This is a genomic window from Nocardiopsis sp. iso_186 (assembly GCF_056173365.1).
The window spans coordinates 2,128,702-2,148,848 of sequence record NZ_CM149670.1 but is presented as its reverse complement, the minus strand read 5'-3'; the positions used below and the strand labels follow the sequence as shown (position 1 = coordinate 2,148,848).

The following is a 20,147-nucleotide window of genomic DNA, read 5'->3' as shown; positions in this document are numbered from 1 at the left end:
CCCGGCAAACTTTCGGCACGCCTCGGCGGGCTCGCCCGTCGGCGCGGGACGTGCCGCGCCGACTGCGACGAGTGGGGCTACGGCTACCCGGCGTCGGGCCGCTTCCGGTTGAGCGGGGAGGGCACCGCGCGCACGGGGACCTCTCCGCGCTGGATGGCGATCTCCTCGGGGGTCAGGTATTCCTCGGGGATGTCGAACTCGCCGTCCTTGGCTCCGAGCACGAACGCCTCCCATTCGGCGGGGGTGAAGAAGAGGATGCCTTTTTCGGGGGCCTTGCCATCGCGCACGGCGCGGAATCCGTCGTCGAACTTGGCGACCTCGACGATGGCCTCGGACTCTTCACTGGACAGGGACGAGCGCATCCATACGGCATCGGTGGTGTCGTGCCACTTCTCGTTCCCCTGGGCCTCGGGGGGAAGCGCGCGGGCGGGGGTGGGGTTCGACTCGCTCATGGGTCCTCTCCGTCGGAAGTGCTCGACGCCGGCGAACTGGTGTGCACCGGACTCAGATCAGGACCCTAGCGGTTGGGTGCCGTCTCGGCGCCGGATTCGTCGTCGAGCGGGGAGATCTCGTCGTCGTCCAGGTCGGCGGTGGAGTCCCCGACTCCCTTGCGGCGGTCGTTGAGGAAGCACACCAGTTCGGCGACCTCGAAGAGGAGCACCACGGGCACGCCCAGGACCATCATGGTGAAGGGGTCGCCGCCGGGGGTGACGATCGCCGCGAACACGAACGCCAGGAAGATGATCATGCGTCGCCACTTGGCGATCGCCCGATGCGGCAGCACGCCCAGGAAATTGAGCAACACCACGACCAACGGCAGCACGAAGGCGGTGCCGAACACCAGCAGCATCATGATGATGTAGCCGAGGTAGTTGTCGATGGTGATCAGGGGGACCGATCCTTCGGGGGAGAACCCGAACAGGATCTGCATCGCCTTCTCGGTGACGTAGTAGGCCAGGGCCGCACCGGACAGGAACAACGGCACCGCGAACAGGACGAAGAGGTAGGTGTAGCGCTTCTCCTTGCCGCGCAGCGCCGGTGCCACGAAGGCCCAGAGCTGGTAGAGCCAGAACGGGCACGCCACCAGGATCCCGACGATGATGGCGACCTTGAACCGCAGGAAGAACGCGTCGAAGATCCCGGTGAAGATGAGGCTGCAGGTGTCGGCGTCGGCTCCGCGCACCTCGGCGGGCAGGTCGCAGTAGGGCTTCTGGAGAAAGTTCCAGACCGGGTCGAAGAGGACGAAGCCGACGACGACGCCGGCCGTGACGAAGATGAGCGCCTTGACGACGCGGTTGCGCAGCTCGCGCAGATGATCCATCAACGGCATTCGCCCCTCGGGGTTGCCCTGCCGCCGCTCTCGCCTCGCCATTACCGCTTACTCTCCGACTCAAGGGGAACCGCGGCGCTGTCCGTGCACCCGTCCCAAGGCCGGGGGAACCGACAGCACCGCGATCGACGTCAGGTTAGGAACCGTACTGGCGCTGCTGCGAGGTCTCGGTGGAACCGTTGACGATGCGCTGGCCGGGGGGCAGCTGCGGGTATCCCTGAGGAGTCTGCTGCGGCTGCTGGTAGCTCTGGTTGTGCTGTGCGTCGTAGGCCTGCGGCGTCGCGGGCTGCGGCTGGGGCTGCTCGGGCGCCTGAGCCTGCTGCGGCTGCTGCGCCTGACCGGCCTCGTTCTCCTCGTCGGACAGGCCCTTGGCCTCGGCCTTGAGGATACGCCCGCTGCGGCCGATGGCGCGGGCGAGTTCGGGCAGCTTCTTAGCGCCGAACAGCAGTAGCGCGATCACCAGCAGGATAAGGATCTCGCGGGGGCCGATGCCCATGTCTTCAGCCTTTCTGTGCGGCGCCGGATGCGCCACCGATGGTATGCCCTGCCCGGGCAGGGGCCGTTTCGGGGCCGCTGCTGGCTGCGTTGACCGCGGCGCTCAGTGCCGCGTGGCGTGGATCGAGCTCGGCTCGGGTCAGGGCGAGCTGCGCGCCGAGGGCGCGCAAGCCCACCAGCATGCGCACCGTGAGCACACCCACGATGATCAGGCCGATGGCCGCGAACAGGAGGGCAACGGTCAACAACACTCTCCCGAGAGTACTCAATCCTCGGCAAATCTCTAGATCACGGCCCAGAAAACTACCGGTCCGCGGCATACGCGGCGAGGGCCCGTTCCGCCTCGTCGTGGACCCGTTGCGCCAGTTCGGCCGGGGCGACCACCCGGGCTTCGGGCCCCAGGCGCAGCGCCAGACGGCTGACCCAGGCCGGCGCGGGGGTGCGCAGGGTGACGCGCAACCCGCCGCCCGGACGCTCCGCCACCCGCGTGCACAGGTAGTCCTCGGTGACCCAGCGCGCCGCCGGCTCCAGATCCAGGACGACATAGGTGTCGTCTCCGGAGAGCTGGAGGACACCGCCACCGAGGTCACGCCCGCGCGCCCCCTCCGGCACCCGAGCGGCCACCGGAAGAACCGTCAGGTCCAGGACCCGGTCCAGGCGAAACAGCCGCACGTCCTCCCGCAGGCGGCACCACCCCTCGAGGAACGCGTGTCCGTCCTGAAGGACCAGGCGCATCGGGTTGACCTCGCGCTCGCTGACCCGGTCCTCATAACCCGACAGGTAGCGCAGGTGCAGCCGCTGCCCGGAGTCCAGCGCCGAGGCGGCCCGGCGCTGGATGTCTCGCACCTGCTCGTCGAGTTCGACCCGGACGTCCACTGAATCGGCCAGCGCCACCGCGGTGCCCGCCGCCTTCCGCAGCTTCTCCCCCACCCGTTCGAGCGCAGCGGAGTTGACCCCCGGCAGGTCGCGCAGCACCTCCATCCCGACCACGAGGGTGGCGGCCTCGTCCGCGGTGAGGCGCAGCGGCGCGGCGAGGGTGTCGGCGTTGCCGATGATGATCTCGCCGGTCTCCGCGGCGGCCTCCACGTCCACCTCGATGAGGTCTCCGGGGGTATAGCCGGGCAGACCACACATCCACAGCAGACTCAGGTCCTTGAGTACCTGTTTCTCGGGGAGCGCGAAGTGCTCGGCGACGTCGGCCACGCGTACGTCGTGGCTGAGGGCGTAGGGCACGAGCATGAGCAGACGGCGCAACTGTTCGGAGGAGGCAGCACCGCGGCGAGCGGGCTCGGCCGGCGCCTCACCGGACGCCCCGGCATCGGCGTCGGCGGGGGCCGAGGCATTGCGGGCGGCACCTCGCAGGTGCGCCACGACCGCGGAGCGGACCTCCTCGGGCGACTGCACCAGGACGTGCTCGCCGTAGGAGGCGAGCTCCTCGGCGAGGACCGCCTCGTCGGTGAAGGGGTACTCCAGCAGGTCCCACCCGGGGTCCACGCCGGGCACGATACGACGGGCCCCGCGCCGCAGGCCGTGCGCGGTGTCGGCGCGCACCCGCAGCAGGGCGGGACGCTCGGGCTCGGCCGGGCGCCCTCGCACGACGGAGCGGACGGAGGCGTCAGCGGGGACCTGCACGGGCGGACCGCTGGTGTGCACGCGGACCTCCCCGACGATCCGGCCCAGTCGAAAGACCCGACGCTCGCCGCGGTCGCGGTCGTAGCCGGCGACGTACCAACGGCCGCGCAGGTTGACCACCCCCCAGGGCTCCAGTTCGCGGGGCTCCGGCTCCGGGGCTCCGGGCTTGCGGTAGTCGAAGCCGACCGGACGGCGGTCGCGTACGGCCTGCCAGACGGCGAGGAACGCCGGCTCGTCGGTGCCCAGGACCGGGGTGATCGCGGGCAATGCATCGGAGTTGACCGGGACCCCGGCCGCACGCAGCTTCAGCAGCGCGTCGGCGGCGGCACCGCCCAGGGCGGCATGGCGCCAGGCCCGGGCGGCGAGCCCGAGGACCGCGGCCTCGTCGGGAAGCAGTTCGATGGGCTCCAGCCCGTAGTCGGCGCGGGAGATGCGGTAGCCGTCCTCCTCGCTGAAGGCGTCGTGTCCGCCCATGTCGATGGGGATACCGGCGGCGCGCAACTCCTTCTTGTCACGCTCGAACATCCGCTTGAAGGCGGCGTCGCTGTCGGCCTTGCCGTAGCCGTGGACGGTCGCCCGGATCTCCTGGGCGCTGAGGTACCGCCGCGTGGAAAGCAGGCAGATCACCAGATTGAGCTGCCGTTCGGTCTTCTCCTGCGACATCGCCGCACCTCTTTTCGCCGGGCCCGTGCTCATCCGCGCGACATTCTCGCCTGCGGGATGGAACAAGACGCTACCGTGACCCGGGTGATCAGATGGCGTAATGGTGAGGTGACCGAAGTCGGGCGCTCCTGGTCCGGCGTACTGGAAATCGACGTGGCACTGGCCGGTGACGAGGCCGGGTGCCGGGCACTGGCCTACACCGCGCTGGTGGGCGAACCAAGGGTCGGCGACCGTGTACTGCTCAATACGACGGCGCTGGCGATGGGCCTGGGAACCGGCGGGTACGCGATGGTCGTGGCGCTGCCCGACCGGCTGCCACCGGACCCGACCGGCCCGGGGCACCTGGTGAAGGCCCGCTACACCCCGATGCAGGCCACCGTGCTGGGTGCCGACGAGCAGGATTCTCCGCATCACGCGGTACTGCGTGACGCCGACGGGGTGGACGGGATGCCGGTGGTGACCGCCGACCTACACTCGGCGGTCCCCGCGATCCTGGCGGGGGCGACGCAACGCGTCCCGGGGCTTCGGGTGGCCTACGTGATGTTGGACGGCGGAGCGCTGCCGGCCTGGTTCTCCCGCAGCACAGCGGAACTGCGGTCGGCTGGGCTGCTGAGCGGGGTGGTCACCGTCGGCCAGTCCTTCGGCGGCGATCTGGAGACGGTCACGGTGCACACCGGGCTGTTGGCCGCGCGACACGTGCTGGGAGCGGACCTCGCGATCGTGGCACAGGGGCCGGGCAATCTCGGCACCGGAACACCGTGGGGCTTCTCCGGGGTGGCCACGGGCGAGGCGGTGAACGCGGCTGCGGTGCTGAACGGACGTCCGGTGGCGTCGTTGCGCGTCAGCGAGGGCGACGCGAGGGAGCGCCACCTCGGTGTCTCGCACCACAGCCTCACCGCCTACGGGCGGATCGCGTTGGCCCGGGCCGATGTGGTGGTGCCGCTGCTGCCCGGTGACTTCGGAGCCCGGGTACGCGCCCAGGCCGCGCCGCTCACCCAACGCCACACGGTGCTGGAGGTGGGCGTCGAGGGCCTCATGGAGGCGCTGCGGGCGCTTCCGGTCCGGCTCTCCACGATGGGGCGCGGGCTGGACGCGGATGCCGCGGCATTCCTGGCGGCAGCGGCGGCGGGGCGGCACGCGGCCGGTCTGGTCGGCCGACCGCGTCGGGGCGCCCCCTGACAGCGGCGGGCCCGCTCCTGCCTACCGGGAAGGAGCGGGCCCGCCGATGAAGCGGTCGGTGGTGGTGCGACCTACTCGGCGTCGGCCGAGGGCTCGGCAGAGGGCTCGGGGGACGCTTCGGGCTCGGCCTCGGGCTGGGGCTGGGGGTTGACGGCACCCAGGATGTCGATGACGAACACCAGGGTGCCCGCGGGCGCACCGGATGCCTCGGCGTCCTCGCCGTAGGCGAGGTCCTCGGGGATGACCAGCATCAGCCTGCTGCCGACCTTCTGGCCGACGAGTCCCTCGTCCCAGCCCTTGATGACGCCGCCCGTACCGACCTGGAAGGTGAAGGGCGTTCCGTCCTTGCCGGGGTTCCACGTGGAGTCGAACACCGCGCCGTCATCCCAGCGCACACCGGTGTACTGCGTGACGACCTGCTGCTCTGCGGTGACCTCGGGGCCGTCGCCCTCGATGAGGGGGACGATCTCCAGGTCCCCGGGCGGATCGGTGTCCTCGGGAATGGTGATCTCGGGGATCGCCCGGCCGGGGTCGGGTGCGGTGGGAAGGTCGCCGCCGCCGTCGGTGGTCTGCTCGCCGGGAACGACGTCGCCCTTGCCGTAGCGGGCGGTGATGTCCACGACCGCCACGGCGCCGCCCTCGGGCACCTCCTGGCCGGCTGCCGCGGCCTGTTCGGCCTGGGCCTCGTCCACGGGCGGGAAGGCGAAGACGACGCGGGTGTCCATGGGCTGGTTGACCATGGCGTTGGCGAGCTCGGGGGTCATCTCGGTGAGGTTGAGGAGCATGGGGGCCCCTGCCTCGTAACTGGACTGGGTGAGCTCGCCCTCACCGGGACCGGTCCATTGGTAGTCGGTGATGTGCACCAGGACCAGGTCGTCGGCGCGGACCAGAGCGCCCTCGCTTTTGCCCTTGCGGGCCACGCCCGTCAGTTGTTCCTCGGGGGGAGCACTGTCGGGAAAGGCGATCTCGGGCTCTTCGCCGACGTTGCCGGTCACGGTCGGAAGACGACTGTCGTAGCCGTCGTCGGACCGCATGAAGACGGGCGTCTTCCAGTCATCTGGAACGTACCCGCAGCTGGACACAGCCAGCAGCAGGGCGGAGAACGGCACCGCTAGGGCCGCGGCTGCACGTCGGCGCATATGTCACTACCTCAAGAGTTGGCCAGAAATCCCCGACACACTATCGAAGAAGCAAGAATGCACCAGCCCGGTAAGAGAGGGGTTAAGAAGGGTTAATCCCCGCACCGGTGGGGCTCGTGAACGCGGTGCCGCCGCGAGCTGCGCGCACGGTGCACGGGTCCGATCCGCACGGTCCTGCGTCATCGCGGGGGCCGAACCGCCTGATTCACACCGGGGCGACGACGCGGGGGGCGATCGCCGCCCGCCCCGGGCCGCACGGCCCCTGGGCGGGCCCTTCTGCCGATCCGCTACGCACGGCCGTACTGCACGGGAGCCGGCACTGCCGCGCCCAGCTCGCGCGCGGCCCGCTGGGGCCAGTAGGGGTCGCGCAGCATCGCGCGAGCGAGGAGCACCGCATCGGCGTCCCCTTCGGCAACGATGCGTTCCGCCTGCGCGGGCTCGGTGATCAGCCCGACGGCCGCGACCGGCAGGCCCGCTTCCTGCCGGACCCGGGTGGCGAAGGGGACCTGGAAGCCGGGAGCCGCCTCGATGCGGGCGTCCGGGGCCGCGCCACCACTGGAGACGTCGAGGAGGTTGACCCCGCGGGCCTGCAACTCCTTGGCCAGGAGGACGGTGTCGTCCCCCGTCCACCCCTCTCGGGGGTCGGCGGGGTTCTCGCTGAGCCAGTCGGTGGCCGAGACCCGGAACAGGACCGGTAGTTCTTCGGGCCACACCGCGCGCACGGCCTCCACGACTTCCAGGGCGAACCGGGCACGGTTGGCGAACGAGCCGCCGTAGTCGTCCGTGCGCTGGTTGGTGTACGGGGAGAGGAAGGAGTGGATCAGGTAACCGTGGGCACCGTGCACCTCGGCCACCTGGAATCCGGCGTCGCGGGCACGCTCGGCCGCCCGGGCGAAGGCACCGACCAGGCCGGCGATCTCGTCCCGGTCGAGAGCCCGCGGCGTGACATGGTCGCCGAAGGGGACGGCCACCGGTCCCACCGGGGTCCAGCCGTCGTCGGCGACGGCGACTGTACCGCCGCCGCGCCAGGGCCGGTCGGTGGACGCCTTGGGACCGGCGTGGGCGAGCTGGATGGCGGGGACGGCTCCCGCGGCCGTGATCGCCGCGGCCACGCGGGTGAACGCCTGCTGCTGGCGGTCGTTGTAGATGCCGAGGTCGAAGGGGCTGATCCGCCCTTCCGCGGTGACGGCGGTGGCCTCGGTCATGACCAGGCCCGCACCGCCGACCGCGCGGCTGACCAGGTGGGCGAGGTGCCAATCGGTGGGAGAGGCGGCATCGGGTCCGGTGGCGGCCGCGGAGTACATGCACATCGGGGACAGCCACACGCGGTTGGGGACGGTCAACGATCGCAGGGTCATGGGCTGGAACAGCGTGCTCACAAGCTTCTCCTGGGAATAGACAGCGGCGGGGCGGCGGCGTCCCATCTTGTACGACAAAAACCATACTACGAGATTGATAAAACTATGAGGTGATCCGTATTATGGCTCTTGCAAACCCGGACCTGGAAGGGCGGACGACATGGCGACCGTGGCCGATGCACAGCGGGACGTGGACCATCCGCCGCGCGAGGACATCAGGCTTGCCGGCGTCCTGGCCGCCCTGGCCGACCCGATCCGCATGCGGGTGGTCCGCGAACTTGCGGCCGCGGGCACCACGAAGTCCTGCGTGGCGTTCGAACTTCCGGTGAGCAAATCCACCTGCACCCACCACTTCCGGGTACTGCGGGAGGCAGGGGTGATCCGCCAGTCCTACCGGGGCACCGCCCGGATGAACGATCTGCGCCGCGACGACCTCGACGCCCTGTTTCCCGGCCTACTGGCCGCCCTTCTGCTCGCTGCGGGGACCGAGGTTGACCACGCCTGAGGCGCCTGGGTCGGACGGGGAACGCGGCGATCAGGCGCTACGGGGCACCGCCGAACGCAGGGGCAGGAGCGGGTACGGCAGCCCTTGGTCCGGCACGACCGCGAATGCTGCGGGCCGGAGGTCGGCCCTACCCGAGAGCAGCAGCTTCACAGCGTCCAGATCCTCTTGCAGGCCACGGTCAACGAAGTCGCCCATACGCCCGTCCATTGGACCGCGGGAGAGACCGTGCTCCCAGGCGTCGGCCAACAGCGGCGAGGACGGCATCGGGGTGCGCATGCGCCCGAGGAGCAGCGGGGCGGTCTGGGCGAGGGCCAGGCGCACCACGTCCAGGTGCAGCCCGAGCGTCGCCTGGTGGAACCCGCCGCGATGAACCACCCCGGCGGGTTCCTGCCTGGCCGCCTCGACCAGAACCGGGTTCCCCTGCGCAACGCCCGACAACGCGGCGACGGCTTCCGCGAGACCACCGGCAGCATCAACGAGCGCGCCGTGGACCTGGGGCAGGGCCCGGTAGCCGAAAGGGTCCTGGATCCTGGCGGGCGGCGCGGCGTCGCCGATGAGCAGGCGCAGCCACGAGGCGACCGCCCCGACACCGGGGAAGGGGGTGGCGCGGGCCGCGACCCGGGTGAACGCCTCCGGATTGCCGCGCACCGCGACGAAGGACAGCGCCGCGACGACGACGGCCGCTCTGGTCAGGCGCTGCGCGGCGAAGTCCCCGAAGCGGGATACGTGTGCGCGGGATCGATCGCCGCCCCCGACGTCATCGCCGTGGCCGCACCGGTCCGCTCTCCGCTGAGGGACAGCGCTGCGATCAGCGTCATCGGACCGGCCTACCGCCTGGACGACGAGCGTATCCAGGGCCTCGGACTGCTGGTGAGCGCCGAGGCCGACATGATCTCCAAGCGCCTGGGCACGGCCTGATCCACCTCGGCCGCGGCCCGGGGAGGCGCCACCGATGGCGTGCCCGGCGAAGCGGCGGGGCTCGGGATGCTTCGCGTACGCCCGCCCCGCCCGCCTGCACGGTGGGAGCTTAGAGCTCCAGGTCGCCTTCGATGCGGCGAAGGGTGTGCCGTGCCAGCGCCAGGTTGGCGCGCTGGCGGTCCAGGGCCAGGTAGAGGAAGAGCGAACCGCCCGCCCTGTCCATCAGGCGGATCAGGTGGTATTGGCCGCTGAGCGTGATGAGGATGTCCTCGATGTGGTCGTCGAGGTTGATCGCCTTCAGGGCACGGGTCTTGGCCCGAACAACCTCGGTGTTGGCCGCGGCGGCGACTTCCAGGTCGAACTGGCCGCCACCGAGGCTGCCCATGGACATCCCGCTCTCGTAGTCCACGAGGGCGACGCCGATGGCGCCTTCGATGCTCATGGCTTCTTTGAGGGTGGTTTCGATGTTCATGGGGGTCTTCCTTAGTGCTGATGTACCGATGGGCGAACTTGGTGCGGCAAAGTACCTGATTGTTCGGTCAGCCGAAAGGTACCCGATGGCTCCTACCAGCAAATCGTCATCTTGGAGTATTTGTTTCGCCCCAAATGCCCGTTACAGTACCTCAAGCAAGAGGCGGCAAGATTTCAGGGGGCATCGTGTCCATCATGGCCGCGTCCATCGAGCGTGTCCTGGACTGCCAAGGATCGCTCGCCGCGATGCTGGTCGAACGCGCCACCGGATTCGCCCACACCAGCTCCGGAGACGAGTCGGTTCTTCCCGATTCCGCAGAAGCGGCGGAAGACTTCCACCTGGCGTACGACATCCTCGCCAGTACCCGGACCGAGACAGAGTTGGAGAGTGTCGTGGTGACCACAGCAGAACGCCACTACGTCACACAGGCCGTACCCGGCGGAAACGGGGACGACCTGCTGCTTGTGGTCGTGCTCGACCGTGCCCGCACCAACATCGCCCTGGCCGGGTACCAGATCGGCGACCACGCCAAGGCGTTGTCGGCGTGAGCACCGTCGGCTCCGAGCAGGTGCCGCACAGCCTCTCCGAGGACCTGCGACAACTACGGGACGACGCCTTCACCGGTGTCCTGCGTGTCACCGGGCCGCCCGACGCGGCGATCCACTTCTCCAAGGGGCTCGTCACCGCAGTGGAGACCCCCGCGGCCCCGGGGGCCGAGACGCTCCTGGTCAAAGCCGGACGCGTGTCGGACCAGGCGTGGACGGCGGCTTACGAGGCCGTACCAGCGAGCGGCGACCTCGCCGAGGAGCTCGTCTCGCGCGGCGTGGTCTCGGCCGGCGCACTGGAACTGGTGTGCACCGCCGCACTGTTCGACGGCGCCTTCGCCCTCGCGTTGAGCACGTCGCCGCGGTGGACCACCGAGCCCGCCGGTTCCGGACCGACACTCGGACTGCGTGTCGGGATCGACCCCGAGATCATGGTCGCCGAGAGCAGGCGCCGCTTCGCCCTGCTGTCGCGGAGTTGGGGCTCTCCCGGCGAGCTCGCCCGCATCCGCCCCGCCCCGACCATCCAGCTGGGGCCGGGCAGTTCGGCGCTCCCCCCCGCCTACCGTGACCTGCTCATGCAGGCCAACGGCCGCCGAACCCCGCGTGACATCGCCTTCGTCCTGGGACGCGGAGTCTGCGCGGTCATGGCCGACACCGTGCGGATGATCGACCGCGGCCTCCTCGACGACGCCACCCGCCCCGGTCCGACCGAGGTCAGCGTCTCCCGCAGGCTTCCCGAACCCCAGACAGCGACCGAACCGGTGGGATCGCTGCCCCAACGCGCGCCCGGCTCCACCGCGGTACGCCGCCCTCCAGACGCCGAACGCACGTCGGTGTCGTCCGAGGTACTGGCGAAGCTGCGCGCGTCGGGCTACGGCCGCCACCCCCTCGCCGGCCAGAGCACGGCCGCCGAACCAGAGACCAACTGACGTGCCTGCCCGCGGTTGCGCCCCCATGGGGCCGGGGGCAGGGCCCGAACACGGTGCCCCACCGGCGCCGACCGCCGGACCGTCCGGGACGACTCCCGTACTGCCCAAACGCACTCCACCGTTGACGCCCCGGGGTCCCCGCCCCGGCCCCGGTCTGCTGGAACCGCCCGCACCCGAACCCGGGCCGATCGCGGCTCTGCGGCGCGCGCAGGCCGAGATCTCGCTGGAACGCGTTCGCCAGGCACTACACGACATGGACTAAGACCCCCGCGTGCCCTGACCCCGCCCGCGCCGCACGATCAAGGAGCAAGCGACAGGTGAGTCAGGAAGCGATCGTCTTGGAGCTGGCGGGCCTTCGGGGCCGCGTCATGGGGGTCACCGACAGCGTCGTGTCCGCCGCGGACGGACTGCTGGTGGCATCGGACACCGACGGGGTGCAGCCCCAGTCGCTGGCGGCCCTCGCCGCGGCAGCCCTGGGCCTGGGCAAACGCACCTCCAGCGAAGTGGGTATGGGCACGCTCCGCGAGGTGGTCACCCGCTGCCAGGGAGGTTACGTGGTCATCTACGCGGTGGGCGTGGAGGCCCTGCTGGTGGTGATGGGCGACGAGGGGATGGACACCGCCACCCTGCGACGTGAATCGCGGCGCACCGTCGAACGCATCGGCGAGATCCTTGAGGTGACCCCTGCCGTTTGAGGACGACGGGCAGCACCGTCACCTGCCCTCACCGCAAAGAACCGACACCGTTCGGTGTTTGGACGGCGGTCGCATGGGGACTTGGGAGCGCGTGCTCAGTTTTCTCCCCGGCAACGTGCACCGGCGCCTGCACGAGCTGTACCACGAACACGGCGCGCCGCTCATGGCCGCGACACACGTCGATCCACGGCTGCGGGCGGCCGTCGTCGAACGCGCCTCCGTGGTGAACGCCGACCTGTGCAGGCGTGGTGTCCGCCCGCGCTCCCGACGCTTCCGTGCGGCCGTCGTCAACCTGATCGACCGTCTCGTGGACCGCATCACGGCTCCCGGTGCCGTCCTGCCCAAGGCGGCGGAGCCGTTCTCCTGGTTCAGCCTCGAACTCGCAGCGTTGACCGTACTCTTGGTCCACCACGGGCACCGACCGCCCAGACCGGGCGGGATGGAGTGGGCCGGCCAGGTGCCCGCAGCTACATTCCGGCGATCAGCTTCTCCACCCGCTCGTCCACCGATTTGAAGGGGTCCTTGCACAGGACGGTGCGCTGAGCCTGGTCGTTGAGCTTGAGGTGCACCCAGTCCACCGTGAAGTCGCGCCGCTTCTCCTGCGCCTTCTTGATGAACTCCCCGCGCAGCCGTGCCCGAGTGGTCTGGGGCGGTACGGACTTGGACTCGAAGATCTTGAGGTCGCCGACCACCCGCTCCATCTGACCGCGCCGCTGCAGCAGATAGAACAGCCCGCGGTCGCGGTGGATGTCGTGGTAGGTCAGATCCAACTGGGCCACCCGCGGGGAGGACAGGCCCAGGTTGTGCTTGGCCCGGTAGCGCTCGATGAGCTTGTACTTGGCGACCCAGTCGATCTCCCTGGCGACGAGGTCGAGATTGCCGGTCTCCACCGCCTCCAGGGTGCGCTGCCACAGCTCGAGCACCCGCTTGCCGGTGGCGTCGGTGCCGTGGCGGTCCACGTAGGTCTGTACCTTCTCCAGGTATTCGCGCTGGATCTCCAACGCGCTGGCCTCGCGCCCGTTGGCCAGGCGGACCTTGCGCCGCCCGGTCATGTCATGGCTGACCTCGCGGATGGCACGGATGGGATTTTCCAGGGTGAAGTCGCGCATGACCACGTTGGCCTCGATCATGCGCAGGACCATGTCGGTGGAGGCGAGCTTGAGCAGGGTGGTCGTCTCGCTCATGTTGGAGTCGCCCACGATCACGTGCAGCCGGCGGAACCGCTCGGCGTCGGCGTGCGGCTCGTCACGGGTGTTGATGATCGGCCGGGACCGGGTGGTCGCCGAGGAGACGCCCTCCCAGATGTGCTCGGCCCGCTGGCTGACGCAGTACAGGGCGCCGCGCGGGGTCTGCAACACCTTGCCCGCGCCGCAGATGATCTGTCGGGTGACCAGGAACGGGATCAGGATGTCGGCGAGACGGCCGAATTCACCGTGCCGGCCCACCAGGTAGTTCTCGTGGCAGCCGTAGGAGTTCCCGGCCGAATCGGTGTTGTTCTTGAAGAGGTAGATCTCACCGGCGATGCCCTCTTCGTGCAGGCGCTGCTCGGCGTCAACCTGCAGCCCTTCCAGTATCCGCTCGCCCGCCTTGTCGTGCGCGACCAGGTCCAGCAGGCTGTCGCACTCCGGAGTTGCGTACTCCGGGTGGGAACCCACGTCCAGGTAGAGCCGCGCGCCGTTGCGCAGGAAGACGTTGCTGCTGCGTCCCCACGACACGACACGGCGGAACAGGTAGCGCGCCACCTCGTCCGGCGACAGCCGACGCTGTCCCCGGAACGTGCAGGTGACCCCGTACTCGTTCTCCAAACCGAAGATGCGACGATCCACGCGGTCTCACCCATCTCTTGTCCCACTGCGCCGCGGGCGGCGTGCCCGCGGCGCTCCACTGTCCATGACCGGCTCAGGTGTCGGAATCGGTGTCGGTGTCTTTGGTGTCGGCCGCGTGCCCCTGAGCGAGCAGTGCGGTCAAGCGGTCACCCTGAACCCGCCGGAACTTGCGGTGCGGCCGTGCACGCTCCAGGACCGCGACTTCCAGGCTGGTCGCCTCCAACTCGCGCTGCTCGCCGTTCTCGTGGGCCAGCGCGTGCACGGCCGCACTCAGCGCGGCGGCCAGCGACGCGTCCTTGACGTAGCGTTCCCGCAGCACCGTCGTGACGTGCTCGGCCGAACCGCCCATCGCCAGGAAGTCGCGCTCGTCCACGACCGACCCGTCGAAGGTGATCCGGTAGATCTGGTCGGAGTCGGCGGTCTCACCGACCTCGCCGACGACGATCTCGACCTCCCAGGGCTTGTTGCTCTCGGTGAAGATGCTGCCCAGGGTCTGCGCATAGGCGTTGGCCAGCATCTGGCCGGTGACGTCGCTGCGGTCGTAGGTGTAGCCGTGGCTGTCGGCGTAACGCACTCCCGCCAGACGCAGGTTCTCGAACTCGTTGTAGCGCCCGACCGCGGCGAAGGCGACCCGGTCGTAGAGTTCGCTGATCTTGTGCAGGGTCCGGGACATGTTGTCCGCCACGAAGAGGATTCCGCCGTCGTACTGCAGGACGACGGCGCTGCGGCCGCGCGCGATTCCCTTGCGCGCGTAGTCCGCCTTGTCCTTCATGATCTGTTCTGGCGAGACGTAGAACGGCATCGACACCGGCGTGGTTTCCTTTACTGGTCGAAGGGGCCTGGGAGGGGCGTCAGCTCACCGGGGCGGTGGGGCCGTCGGGGTGCTGGGTGCGCCCCTCGACCACAGTGGCGGCCAGTTCGGCCACCTCGTCGGCGGGAAGCCTGCGGTGTCCCTCATCGGTGATGACGTTGACCAGCGGGAAGATCTTGCGGTACACGTCGGGGCCGCCGGTGGCGGAGTCGTCGTCGGCGGCGTCGTAGAGCGACTGCAGCGCGGCGAGCGCGGCGTCGGACTCGCCGAGGTCGTCGCGGTAGAGCTTCTTCAGCGCACTCTTGGCATAGACCGATCCCGAGCCGATGGAGTGGTAGCGGTGCTCCTCGTAGCGTCCGCCGACCGGGTCGTAACTGAAGATCCGGCCCTGTTCACGGCCTTCGTCGTAGCCCACCAGGAGCGGAACGACGACGAAACCCTGCATGGCCATACCGAGGTTGGAGCGGATCATGGCAGCGAGGCGGTTGGCCTTGCCCTCCAGGGAGAGCGGGCGGCCCTCCTTCTTCTCGTAGTGCTCCAACTCGACCTGGAACAGTTTGGCGAGCTCGATACCGATCCCCGCGGCTCCCGCGATGGCCATCGCGGAGAACTCGTCGGTGCGAAACAGCTTGTCCATGTCGCGGTTGGCGATGACGTTGCCGGAGGTCGCCCTGCGGTCCCCGGCGAGGACGACCCCGCCGGGAAAGGTCAGGGCCACGATGGTGGTGGCCTCGGGCGTGAGGTGCTCGGTGGGGCGCCCGGTCGGAAGGTCGGCACGGCCCGGCAACCGCTCGGGGTTCACCTCAGCGAGGAATTCGACGAACGACGAGGTTCCCGGATTCATGAAGGCTGCGGGCAGACGTCCGCCGCCCTTGAACGCTTCAGACACGCGACTCCCTTCGATTTGCGCCCCCACCCGATACGCAGGGGCGAGCGGGGCACGAGGACTTCTTCAGTTTGTCTGGACCCTACTCAAGCGCCGAGAAAACAGTCGGCGAGTGGGACTTTTCGGTGAGATGACCGACCGGGACCGATCTCCCGTGACAGAGCCGACACGTGTTTTGGTCACGGCCACGAGACTGCTCCCCTATCACAAGAGCCGGTGACGCTTGGTGCAGCGCCACTACCGGTACGGGAGGCGATGGGACGGAGGAAGGCCGGTGACCGGGGTCACTGACCGCCCTTCTGCACGAACTGACGCACGAAGTCCTCGGAGTTGGACTCCAGGACCTCGTCGATCTCGTCGAGGATGTCGTTGACGTCTTCGGAGAGCTTTTCGTTGCGCTCGGCGACGTCCGTGCCCGCCTCGACCTCTTCGACCTCCTCGTTCTGGCGCGTGGCGTGCTTCTGGCCACCAGTGTCGTTCGCCATGTGGGGGTTCCTCCCTGTCGGTTGGGCTCTCGCCACATATCTTGGCCATTCGGCGAGCGACTCAACCTTGATCACCACGTCTGTTTTGCGGACGGTACCCGCGCCACAGTGCGTACACACGTCTGAACAGCTTCGGCGCGCCGGTTCTTCCGCACGGGACCGATCGATGTCACAGCCGACCCCGGCCTTGGGGACACGCGAAAAGCCGCGCCCCCGGCGGCGAGTAAGGTACCGGGCATCGCGATTACCCCCACCCAGGAAAGGGCGCACAGTGGCCGACACAAGCGAGTACGCCGCGACATTCGATCTCGTGGACAGTGACGACGACCAGCGGATCTCCGCAGCGGAGCTGGGACGGCTGATGGAGGTGCTGGGCAGTCCGCTCTCCGAGGAGAAGGCGGCGGCGGCCGTCGCAGAGATCGACGGTGACGGTGACGGGCTGATCTCGCTGGAGGAGTTCGCCCAGTACATGAACCGCACGGCCTGATCGTGTGCGCGTCGGAGCCGCCGGTCGCGGCTTCCGACGCGCGCCGGACGGCCGCCGGAGAGAATCGGTGCGTTCGCGCCCTGGTGACAAGGAGTCCCGTGTCCTACGCATTCGACCCCGAACTGGCACCGTCCGCGGCACTGCTGCCACCACCGGTGGCGCTGGACCCCCAGGAGGCCCGGACGCAGACGGCCGAGCTGAGCGCGACGGCACCCGAACCCGACACCGGGGGGATCGACGTACAAGACCTGCTCGTCCCCGGACCGGTGGGAGCGCCCGACGTCGCCGTCCGGGTCTACCGGCCCCAGGAGGAGTCCGGCCCTCTTCCGGCCGTCTACGACATCCACGGTGGCGGGTTCATCATGGGCGGCATCGACGCCGCACACCCCGGCAACGTGGAACTCGCACGGGACCTGGGGGCGGTCGTGGCGAGCGTCGAGTACCGGCTGGCCCCCGAAGCGCCCTTTCCCGCCCCGCTGGAGGACTGTTACGCGGGTCTGGTGTGGCTGGCGGACAACGCCACCGAACTGGAGGTGGATCCCGATCGGGTGGCATTGCACGGCATCAGTGCGGGCGGCGGCCTGGCTGCCGCGCTGACCCTGCTGGCCCGTGACCGGGGCGGACCGTCGATCGCCTTCCAGTACCTGGGCGTCCCCGAGTTGGACGACCGGTTGGCCACACCGAGTATGCGGGCGTTCACCGACACCCCAATGTGGAACCGGCCCAACGCGGATGTCAGCTGGAACTGCTACCTGGGCGAAGGCGTTGCCGGAACGGAGGACGTCTCCCCTTACGCGGCCCCGGCCAGAGCCACCGACCTGGCCGGACTACCACCCGCCTACATCTCGGCGATGCAATTCGACCCACTGCGCGACGAGGGCATCGCCTACGCCATGGCGTTACTGGCCGCAGGGGTCACGGTCGAGTTGCACGTGTTCCCTGGAACCTTCCACGGCTCGGTGATGGTGAAGCAGGCAGAGGTGTCCAGGCGTGAGGCGACCGAGCGTTTGTCGGTGCTGCGGCGCGCACTGCACGGTGTCCGGGAGGACGGTACTGCTGCGCCCCGACGGTGACCGCTGGTCGTGGGGAACGGGAGCTCAGGGCAGCAGCCCCGCCCTGCGTGCCGCGACGACCGCCTCCAGGCGCGTGCTGCTGTCGAGCTTGCGCATGGCGGTGCGCAGGTAGCCCTTGACCGTCTCGGCCCCGATCCCGAGTCTGCGGGCCGCCTCGGCGTTGCTGGCGCCCATCGCCACGCAGGCGAGGACGTCGAGCTCGCGGGGGGCCAGCCTGGGGGCGGATTCGGGGGCGCGCGGGTCGGCGGCACCGGCCAGGCGGTCGCAGACGTCGCGCAAGCTCTGGCGGAGCTGGGGATCATCGGCACGCTGGACGAGTGCGCGCAGTTCGGCGTGGGCACAGCGCACCTGCTCCCACCCCGTGCTGCCCTGGTGCGCGGGTGTTCCGGCCTCGCGGGTCAGGCGGCCGGCCTCGTCGCGCACGACGAGGTCCTGCTCCAGTCCTCGGGCGACACGCAGTGCGGAGGCGATGGTGCGGTCGCCCAGGGGCACACTGTGGCGCAGCGCCCCGTAGAGAACGGCGCGTACCCGGCCGCGTACGACAACGGGGACGGCGATGATGGAGCGCAGGCCCTCCGCGCCCACCGGCCGGTCGTACTCGTGGCTGATGGAGCGTGCGCTGGAATAGTCGTTGACGGCGAAGGGCCGCGCCAGGGCGATGCTCTTGCCGCCCAGGCCCGCGCCCACCGTGATGGCGAGGCCGCGCAGTGCGTCGCCGCGTTCACCGGAAAGCTCGGTGAGGCGGAGCTGCCCGCGGCCGGTCATGGGACCGCCGAAGGCCATGTGCACACCCGTGTGTCGGCGCAGTGCCAGCACGGCACCCCGAATGGCCGCCCCTTCCTGGGCATGGGTCGCGCTGACTGTCATGGCTGCCCCTTGAGTCACCGGATTCGGCACGCACTCTGACGCGCGGAGTCCCCCCGTTCGGGGGTGGTGAGACCTGGCTCACTTTGCTCACGATAGTACGCAGCGCAGGACCGGGATGCTCACTCAGGAGGAGACGTGGCACAAAAGCCGGGGACGGCGATCTTCAGGCGAGCACGGGACTTCTTGTTGGAGCACCGCGAGGACTACACGACGGCTCGCGCGGGATTCTCCTGGCCGCAACTGGCGGAGTTCAACTGGGCGCTGGACTGGTTCGACGTGATAGCCGCGGGCAACGACCGCACAGCACTGTGGATCGTGGAGGAGGACGGCTCGGAGGCGAAGTTCTCCTTCGCCGAGTTGTCCCGGCGGTCGGCCCGGGTCGCCAACTGGCTACGGGACCAGGGGGTACGTCGGGGGGACCGGCTGGTCCTGATGGTGGGCAACCAGGTGGAACTGTGGGAAACACTGCTGGCGGCCACGAAGTTGGGGGCGGTGGTCATCCCGGCGACGACGCTGCTGGGGACGGAGGAGCTGCGGGACCGACTGGTGCGGGGCGAGGCCGAGCACGTGGTGGCAGCGACCGCGCAGGCGGGGAAGTTCACCGCCCTGGACGGCGACTACACCAGGATCGGGGTGGGCCCGAAGCGGCCGGGATGGCTGGACTACGCGGACTCTGCCACCGCCGGCCCCACTTTCACGGCAGACGCCCCGACCAGGGGCGACGAGACCCTGTTGTTGTACTTCACCTCGGGCACGACCGCGCAGCCCAAGCTGGTCGAACACACGCACGTGTCCTACCCGGTCGGACACCTGTCCACGATGTACTGGATCGGCATCGAACCGGGCGACGTGCACCTGAACATCTCCTCGCCCGGCTGGGCCAAGCACGCCTGGAGCAACGTGTTCGCGCCGTGGAACGCCGAGGCGACGATCCTGGTCTACAACTACACGCGCTTTGACCCTGCTGCGTTGTTGACGCAGTTGGAACGCTGCTCGGTGACCAGTTTCTGTGCACCGCCCACCGTATGGCGGATGCTGATCCAGGCCGATCTGACCCGGCTGCGCACTCCCCCCGCCAAGGTGGTGGGGGCCGGCGAGCCCCTTAACCCCGAGGTGATCGAGCACGTTCGCGCGGCATGGGGTGTGCGGATTCGCGACGGATTCGGACAGACCGAGACGACCGTGCAGGTGGCCAACTCCCCCGGCCAGGAAGTGCGTCCCGGATCGATGGGCCGGCCGGTGCCCGGCTACTCCGTGGTGGTGGTCGATCCGGCCACCGGCGGACCCGCGGCGACCGGAACCACCGGGGAGATCTGTCTGGACCTCGCCGAACGCCCGTTGGGGCTGATGGTGGGGTATGCGGGTGACGAGGAACGTACCGCCGAGGCCATGCGCGGCGGTTACTACCACACCGGTGATATCGGGGTCTGTGACGCCGACGGCTACATCACCTATGTGGGGCGCACCGACGACGTGTTCAAGGCATCGGATTACCGGATCTCCCCTTTCGAGCTGGAGAGCGCGCTCCTGGAGCACCCGGCAGTGGCCGAGGCCGCCGTGGTCCCCGCCCCCGACCCGGTGCGTCTGGCCGTTCCCAAGGCGTTCGTGGCACTGGCCGAAGGGTGGTCGGGGGACGCCGCCACCGCCGAGGCGATCTTCGCCCACTCGCGCGCGGTGCTGGCGCCCTACAAGCGGGTGCGGCGTCTTGAGTTCGCCGCACTGCCCAAGACCATCTCGGGCAAAATCCGCCGGACCGAGTTGCGGACCCGGGAGGCCGAGTCCGGACCGGGAGCGGAGTTCCGCGAAGGGGACTTCCCCGGCCCGTGACCGCGACATCCGAACCTGTTGAGGA

24 protein-coding genes are annotated in these 20,147 nt (G+C 69.5%); 10 read left to right on the top strand and 14 right to left on the bottom strand.

Annotation, left to right across the window (positions count from 1 at the left end; translation table 11 throughout):
• Nucleotides 1-83: 83 nt before the first annotated feature.
• From AC0VYP_RS09600 to AC0VYP_RS09580, 5 genes are all read right to left on the bottom strand, one after another.
• The gene (locus AC0VYP_RS09600) at nucleotides 84-452 is read right to left on the bottom strand and encodes a DUF397 domain-containing protein (RefSeq protein ID WP_285760298.1); all 369 of its coding nucleotides are present in this window, start codon (nucleotides 450-452) and stop codon (nucleotides 84-86) included.
• A gap of 65 nt (nucleotides 453-517) precedes the next feature.
• Nucleotides 518-1,330 carry a twin-arginine translocase subunit TatC gene (gene tatC / locus AC0VYP_RS09595; protein WP_285760582.1) on the bottom strand — a complete coding sequence of 271 codons (813 nt, stop codon included), beginning with the start codon at nucleotides 1,328-1,330 and terminating at the stop codon, nucleotides 518-520.
• A gap of 136 nt (nucleotides 1,331-1,466) precedes the next feature.
• Entirely contained in the window at nucleotides 1,467-1,826 is a 360-nt protein-coding gene (tatA, locus tag AC0VYP_RS09590) for a Sec-independent protein translocase subunit TatA (RefSeq protein WP_475473558.1), read from the bottom strand.
• Between the two features lie 4 nt (nucleotides 1,827-1,830).
• The gene (locus AC0VYP_RS09585; RefSeq protein ID WP_475473557.1) at nucleotides 1,831-2,070 is read right to left on the bottom strand and encodes a hypothetical protein; all 240 of its coding nucleotides are present in this window, start codon (nucleotides 2,068-2,070) and stop codon (nucleotides 1,831-1,833) included.
• Nucleotides 2,071-2,128: 58 nt separating this feature from the next.
• Nucleotides 2,129-4,120: a helix-turn-helix transcriptional regulator gene (locus tag AC0VYP_RS09580; RefSeq protein ID WP_475473555.1), complete on the bottom strand. Its 1,992-nt coding sequence runs from the start codon at nucleotides 4,118-4,120 to the stop codon at nucleotides 2,129-2,131.
• 84 nt (nucleotides 4,121-4,204) lie between these two features.
• Here AC0VYP_RS09580 and AC0VYP_RS09575 point away from each other — a divergent pair, with 84 nt between their 5' ends.
• The gene (locus AC0VYP_RS09575) at nucleotides 4,205-5,299 is read left to right on the top strand and encodes a DUF3866 family protein (protein ID WP_285760583.1); all 1,095 of its coding nucleotides are present in this window, start codon (nucleotides 4,205-4,207) and stop codon (nucleotides 5,297-5,299) included.
• Between the two features lie 71 nt (nucleotides 5,300-5,370).
• Here the strand turns inward: AC0VYP_RS09575 and AC0VYP_RS09570 are convergent, their stop codons facing one another.
• Complete coding sequence (locus AC0VYP_RS09570) at nucleotides 5,371-6,438, bottom strand: FKBP-type peptidyl-prolyl cis-trans isomerase (RefSeq protein WP_475473553.1); 1,068 nt, start codon at nucleotides 6,436-6,438, stop codon at nucleotides 5,371-5,373.
• A gap of 287 nt (nucleotides 6,439-6,725) precedes the next feature.
• The gene (locus tag AC0VYP_RS09565; protein ID WP_475473551.1) at nucleotides 6,726-7,817 is read right to left on the bottom strand and encodes an NADH:flavin oxidoreductase/NADH oxidase; all 1,092 of its coding nucleotides are present in this window, start codon (nucleotides 7,815-7,817) and stop codon (nucleotides 6,726-6,728) included.
• Nucleotides 7,818-7,956: 139 nt separating this feature from the next.
• Here AC0VYP_RS09565 and AC0VYP_RS09560 point away from each other — a divergent pair, with 139 nt between their 5' ends.
• Nucleotides 7,957-8,301 (top strand): ArsR/SmtB family transcription factor, encoded by a 345-nt coding sequence (locus AC0VYP_RS09560; protein WP_285760304.1) that lies wholly within the window; start codon nucleotides 7,957-7,959, stop codon nucleotides 8,299-8,301.
• Between the two features lie 30 nt (nucleotides 8,302-8,331).
• Here the strand turns inward: AC0VYP_RS09560 and AC0VYP_RS09555 are convergent, their stop codons facing one another.
• Nucleotides 8,332-8,949, bottom strand: a complete 618-nt coding sequence (locus tag AC0VYP_RS09555; RefSeq protein WP_475473549.1) for an aromatic amino acid lyase — start codon at nucleotides 8,947-8,949, stop codon at nucleotides 8,332-8,334.
• Nucleotides 8,950-9,027: 78 nt separating this feature from the next.
• On the opposite strand from AC0VYP_RS09555, the gene AC0VYP_RS09550 reads away from it, so the two are divergent.
• Entirely contained in the window at nucleotides 9,028-9,219 is a 192-nt protein-coding gene (locus tag AC0VYP_RS09550) for an IclR family transcriptional regulator (protein ID WP_285760306.1), read from the top strand.
• 109 nt (nucleotides 9,220-9,328) lie between these two features.
• On the opposite strand, the gene AC0VYP_RS09545 is transcribed toward AC0VYP_RS09550, so the two are convergent.
• The gene (locus AC0VYP_RS09545) at nucleotides 9,329-9,691 is read right to left on the bottom strand and encodes a hypothetical protein (protein ID WP_285760307.1); all 363 of its coding nucleotides are present in this window, start codon (nucleotides 9,689-9,691) and stop codon (nucleotides 9,329-9,331) included.
• A gap of 185 nt (nucleotides 9,692-9,876) precedes the next feature.
• Between AC0VYP_RS09545 and AC0VYP_RS09540 the strand changes: the two genes are divergently transcribed.
• The 4 genes from AC0VYP_RS09540 to AC0VYP_RS09525 all read left to right on the top strand — a co-directional run bounded on the left by AC0VYP_RS09540 (nucleotide 9,877) and on the right by AC0VYP_RS09525 (nucleotide 12,374).
• A complete protein-coding gene (locus AC0VYP_RS09540; protein ID WP_475473547.1) occupies nucleotides 9,877-10,239 on the top strand; it encodes a hypothetical protein in 363 nt (120 codons plus the stop codon).
• Complete coding sequence (locus tag AC0VYP_RS09535; RefSeq protein ID WP_285760309.1) at nucleotides 10,236-11,165, top strand: hypothetical protein; 930 nt, start codon at nucleotides 10,236-10,238, stop codon at nucleotides 11,163-11,165. The genes AC0VYP_RS09540 and AC0VYP_RS09535 overlap by 4 nt, the downstream gene beginning before the upstream one ends.
• Nucleotides 11,166-11,482: 317 nt before the next feature.
• A complete protein-coding gene (locus AC0VYP_RS09530; RefSeq protein WP_285760310.1) occupies nucleotides 11,483-11,860 on the top strand; it encodes a roadblock/LC7 domain-containing protein in 378 nt (125 codons plus the stop codon).
• 73 nt (nucleotides 11,861-11,933) lie between these two features.
• Nucleotides 11,934-12,374 carry a hypothetical protein gene (locus AC0VYP_RS09525; protein WP_475473545.1) on the top strand — a complete coding sequence of 147 codons (441 nt, stop codon included), beginning with the start codon at nucleotides 11,934-11,936 and terminating at the stop codon, nucleotides 12,372-12,374.
• Here AC0VYP_RS09525 and pafA read toward each other — a convergent pair.
• The 4 genes from pafA to AC0VYP_RS09505 form a co-directional block, all read right to left on the bottom strand.
• On the bottom strand, nucleotides 12,328-13,686 hold the full coding sequence (pafA, locus tag AC0VYP_RS09520) for a Pup--protein ligase (protein WP_285760312.1): 1,359 nt from the start codon (nucleotides 13,684-13,686) through the stop codon (nucleotides 12,328-12,330). The two genes, AC0VYP_RS09525 and pafA, sit on opposite strands and share 47 nt — an antisense overlap.
• A gap of 73 nt (nucleotides 13,687-13,759) precedes the next feature.
• On the bottom strand, nucleotides 13,760-14,488 hold the full coding sequence (gene prcA, locus AC0VYP_RS09515; protein ID WP_285760584.1) for a proteasome subunit alpha: 729 nt from the start codon (nucleotides 14,486-14,488) through the stop codon (nucleotides 13,760-13,762).
• A gap of 49 nt (nucleotides 14,489-14,537) precedes the next feature.
• The gene (prcB, locus tag AC0VYP_RS09510; RefSeq protein ID WP_475473543.1) at nucleotides 14,538-15,386 is read right to left on the bottom strand and encodes a proteasome subunit beta; all 849 of its coding nucleotides are present in this window, start codon (nucleotides 15,384-15,386) and stop codon (nucleotides 14,538-14,540) included.
• Nucleotides 15,387-15,667: 281 nt separating this feature from the next.
• A complete protein-coding gene (locus AC0VYP_RS09505; protein ID WP_475473542.1) occupies nucleotides 15,668-15,868 on the bottom strand; it encodes a ubiquitin-like protein Pup in 201 nt (66 codons plus the stop codon).
• Nucleotides 15,869-16,139: 271 nt separating this feature from the next.
• Here AC0VYP_RS09505 and AC0VYP_RS09500 point away from each other — a divergent pair, with 271 nt between their 5' ends.
• Both AC0VYP_RS09500 and AC0VYP_RS09495 read left to right on the top strand, forming a co-directional pair.
• Entirely contained in the window at nucleotides 16,140-16,355 is a 216-nt protein-coding gene (locus tag AC0VYP_RS09500; RefSeq protein ID WP_285760315.1) for an EF-hand domain-containing protein, read from the top strand.
• A gap of 98 nt (nucleotides 16,356-16,453) precedes the next feature.
• Nucleotides 16,454-17,428: an alpha/beta hydrolase gene (locus tag AC0VYP_RS09495; RefSeq protein WP_475473541.1), complete on the top strand. Its 975-nt coding sequence runs from the start codon at nucleotides 16,454-16,456 to the stop codon at nucleotides 17,426-17,428.
• A gap of 24 nt (nucleotides 17,429-17,452) precedes the next feature.
• Here AC0VYP_RS09495 and AC0VYP_RS09490 read toward each other — a convergent pair whose 3' ends face one another.
• The gene (locus AC0VYP_RS09490; RefSeq protein ID WP_475473539.1) at nucleotides 17,453-18,295 is read right to left on the bottom strand and encodes a LuxR C-terminal-related transcriptional regulator; all 843 of its coding nucleotides are present in this window, start codon (nucleotides 18,293-18,295) and stop codon (nucleotides 17,453-17,455) included.
• A 135-nt stretch (nucleotides 18,296-18,430) separates the two neighbouring features.
• Here AC0VYP_RS09490 and AC0VYP_RS09485 point away from each other — a divergent pair, with 135 nt between their 5' ends.
• Nucleotides 18,431-20,122, top strand: coding sequence for an AMP-binding protein (locus AC0VYP_RS09485; protein WP_285760318.1), 1,692 nt, complete (start codon nucleotides 18,431-18,433; stop codon nucleotides 20,120-20,122).
• The last annotated feature ends 25 nt before the right edge of the window (nucleotides 20,123-20,147 follow it).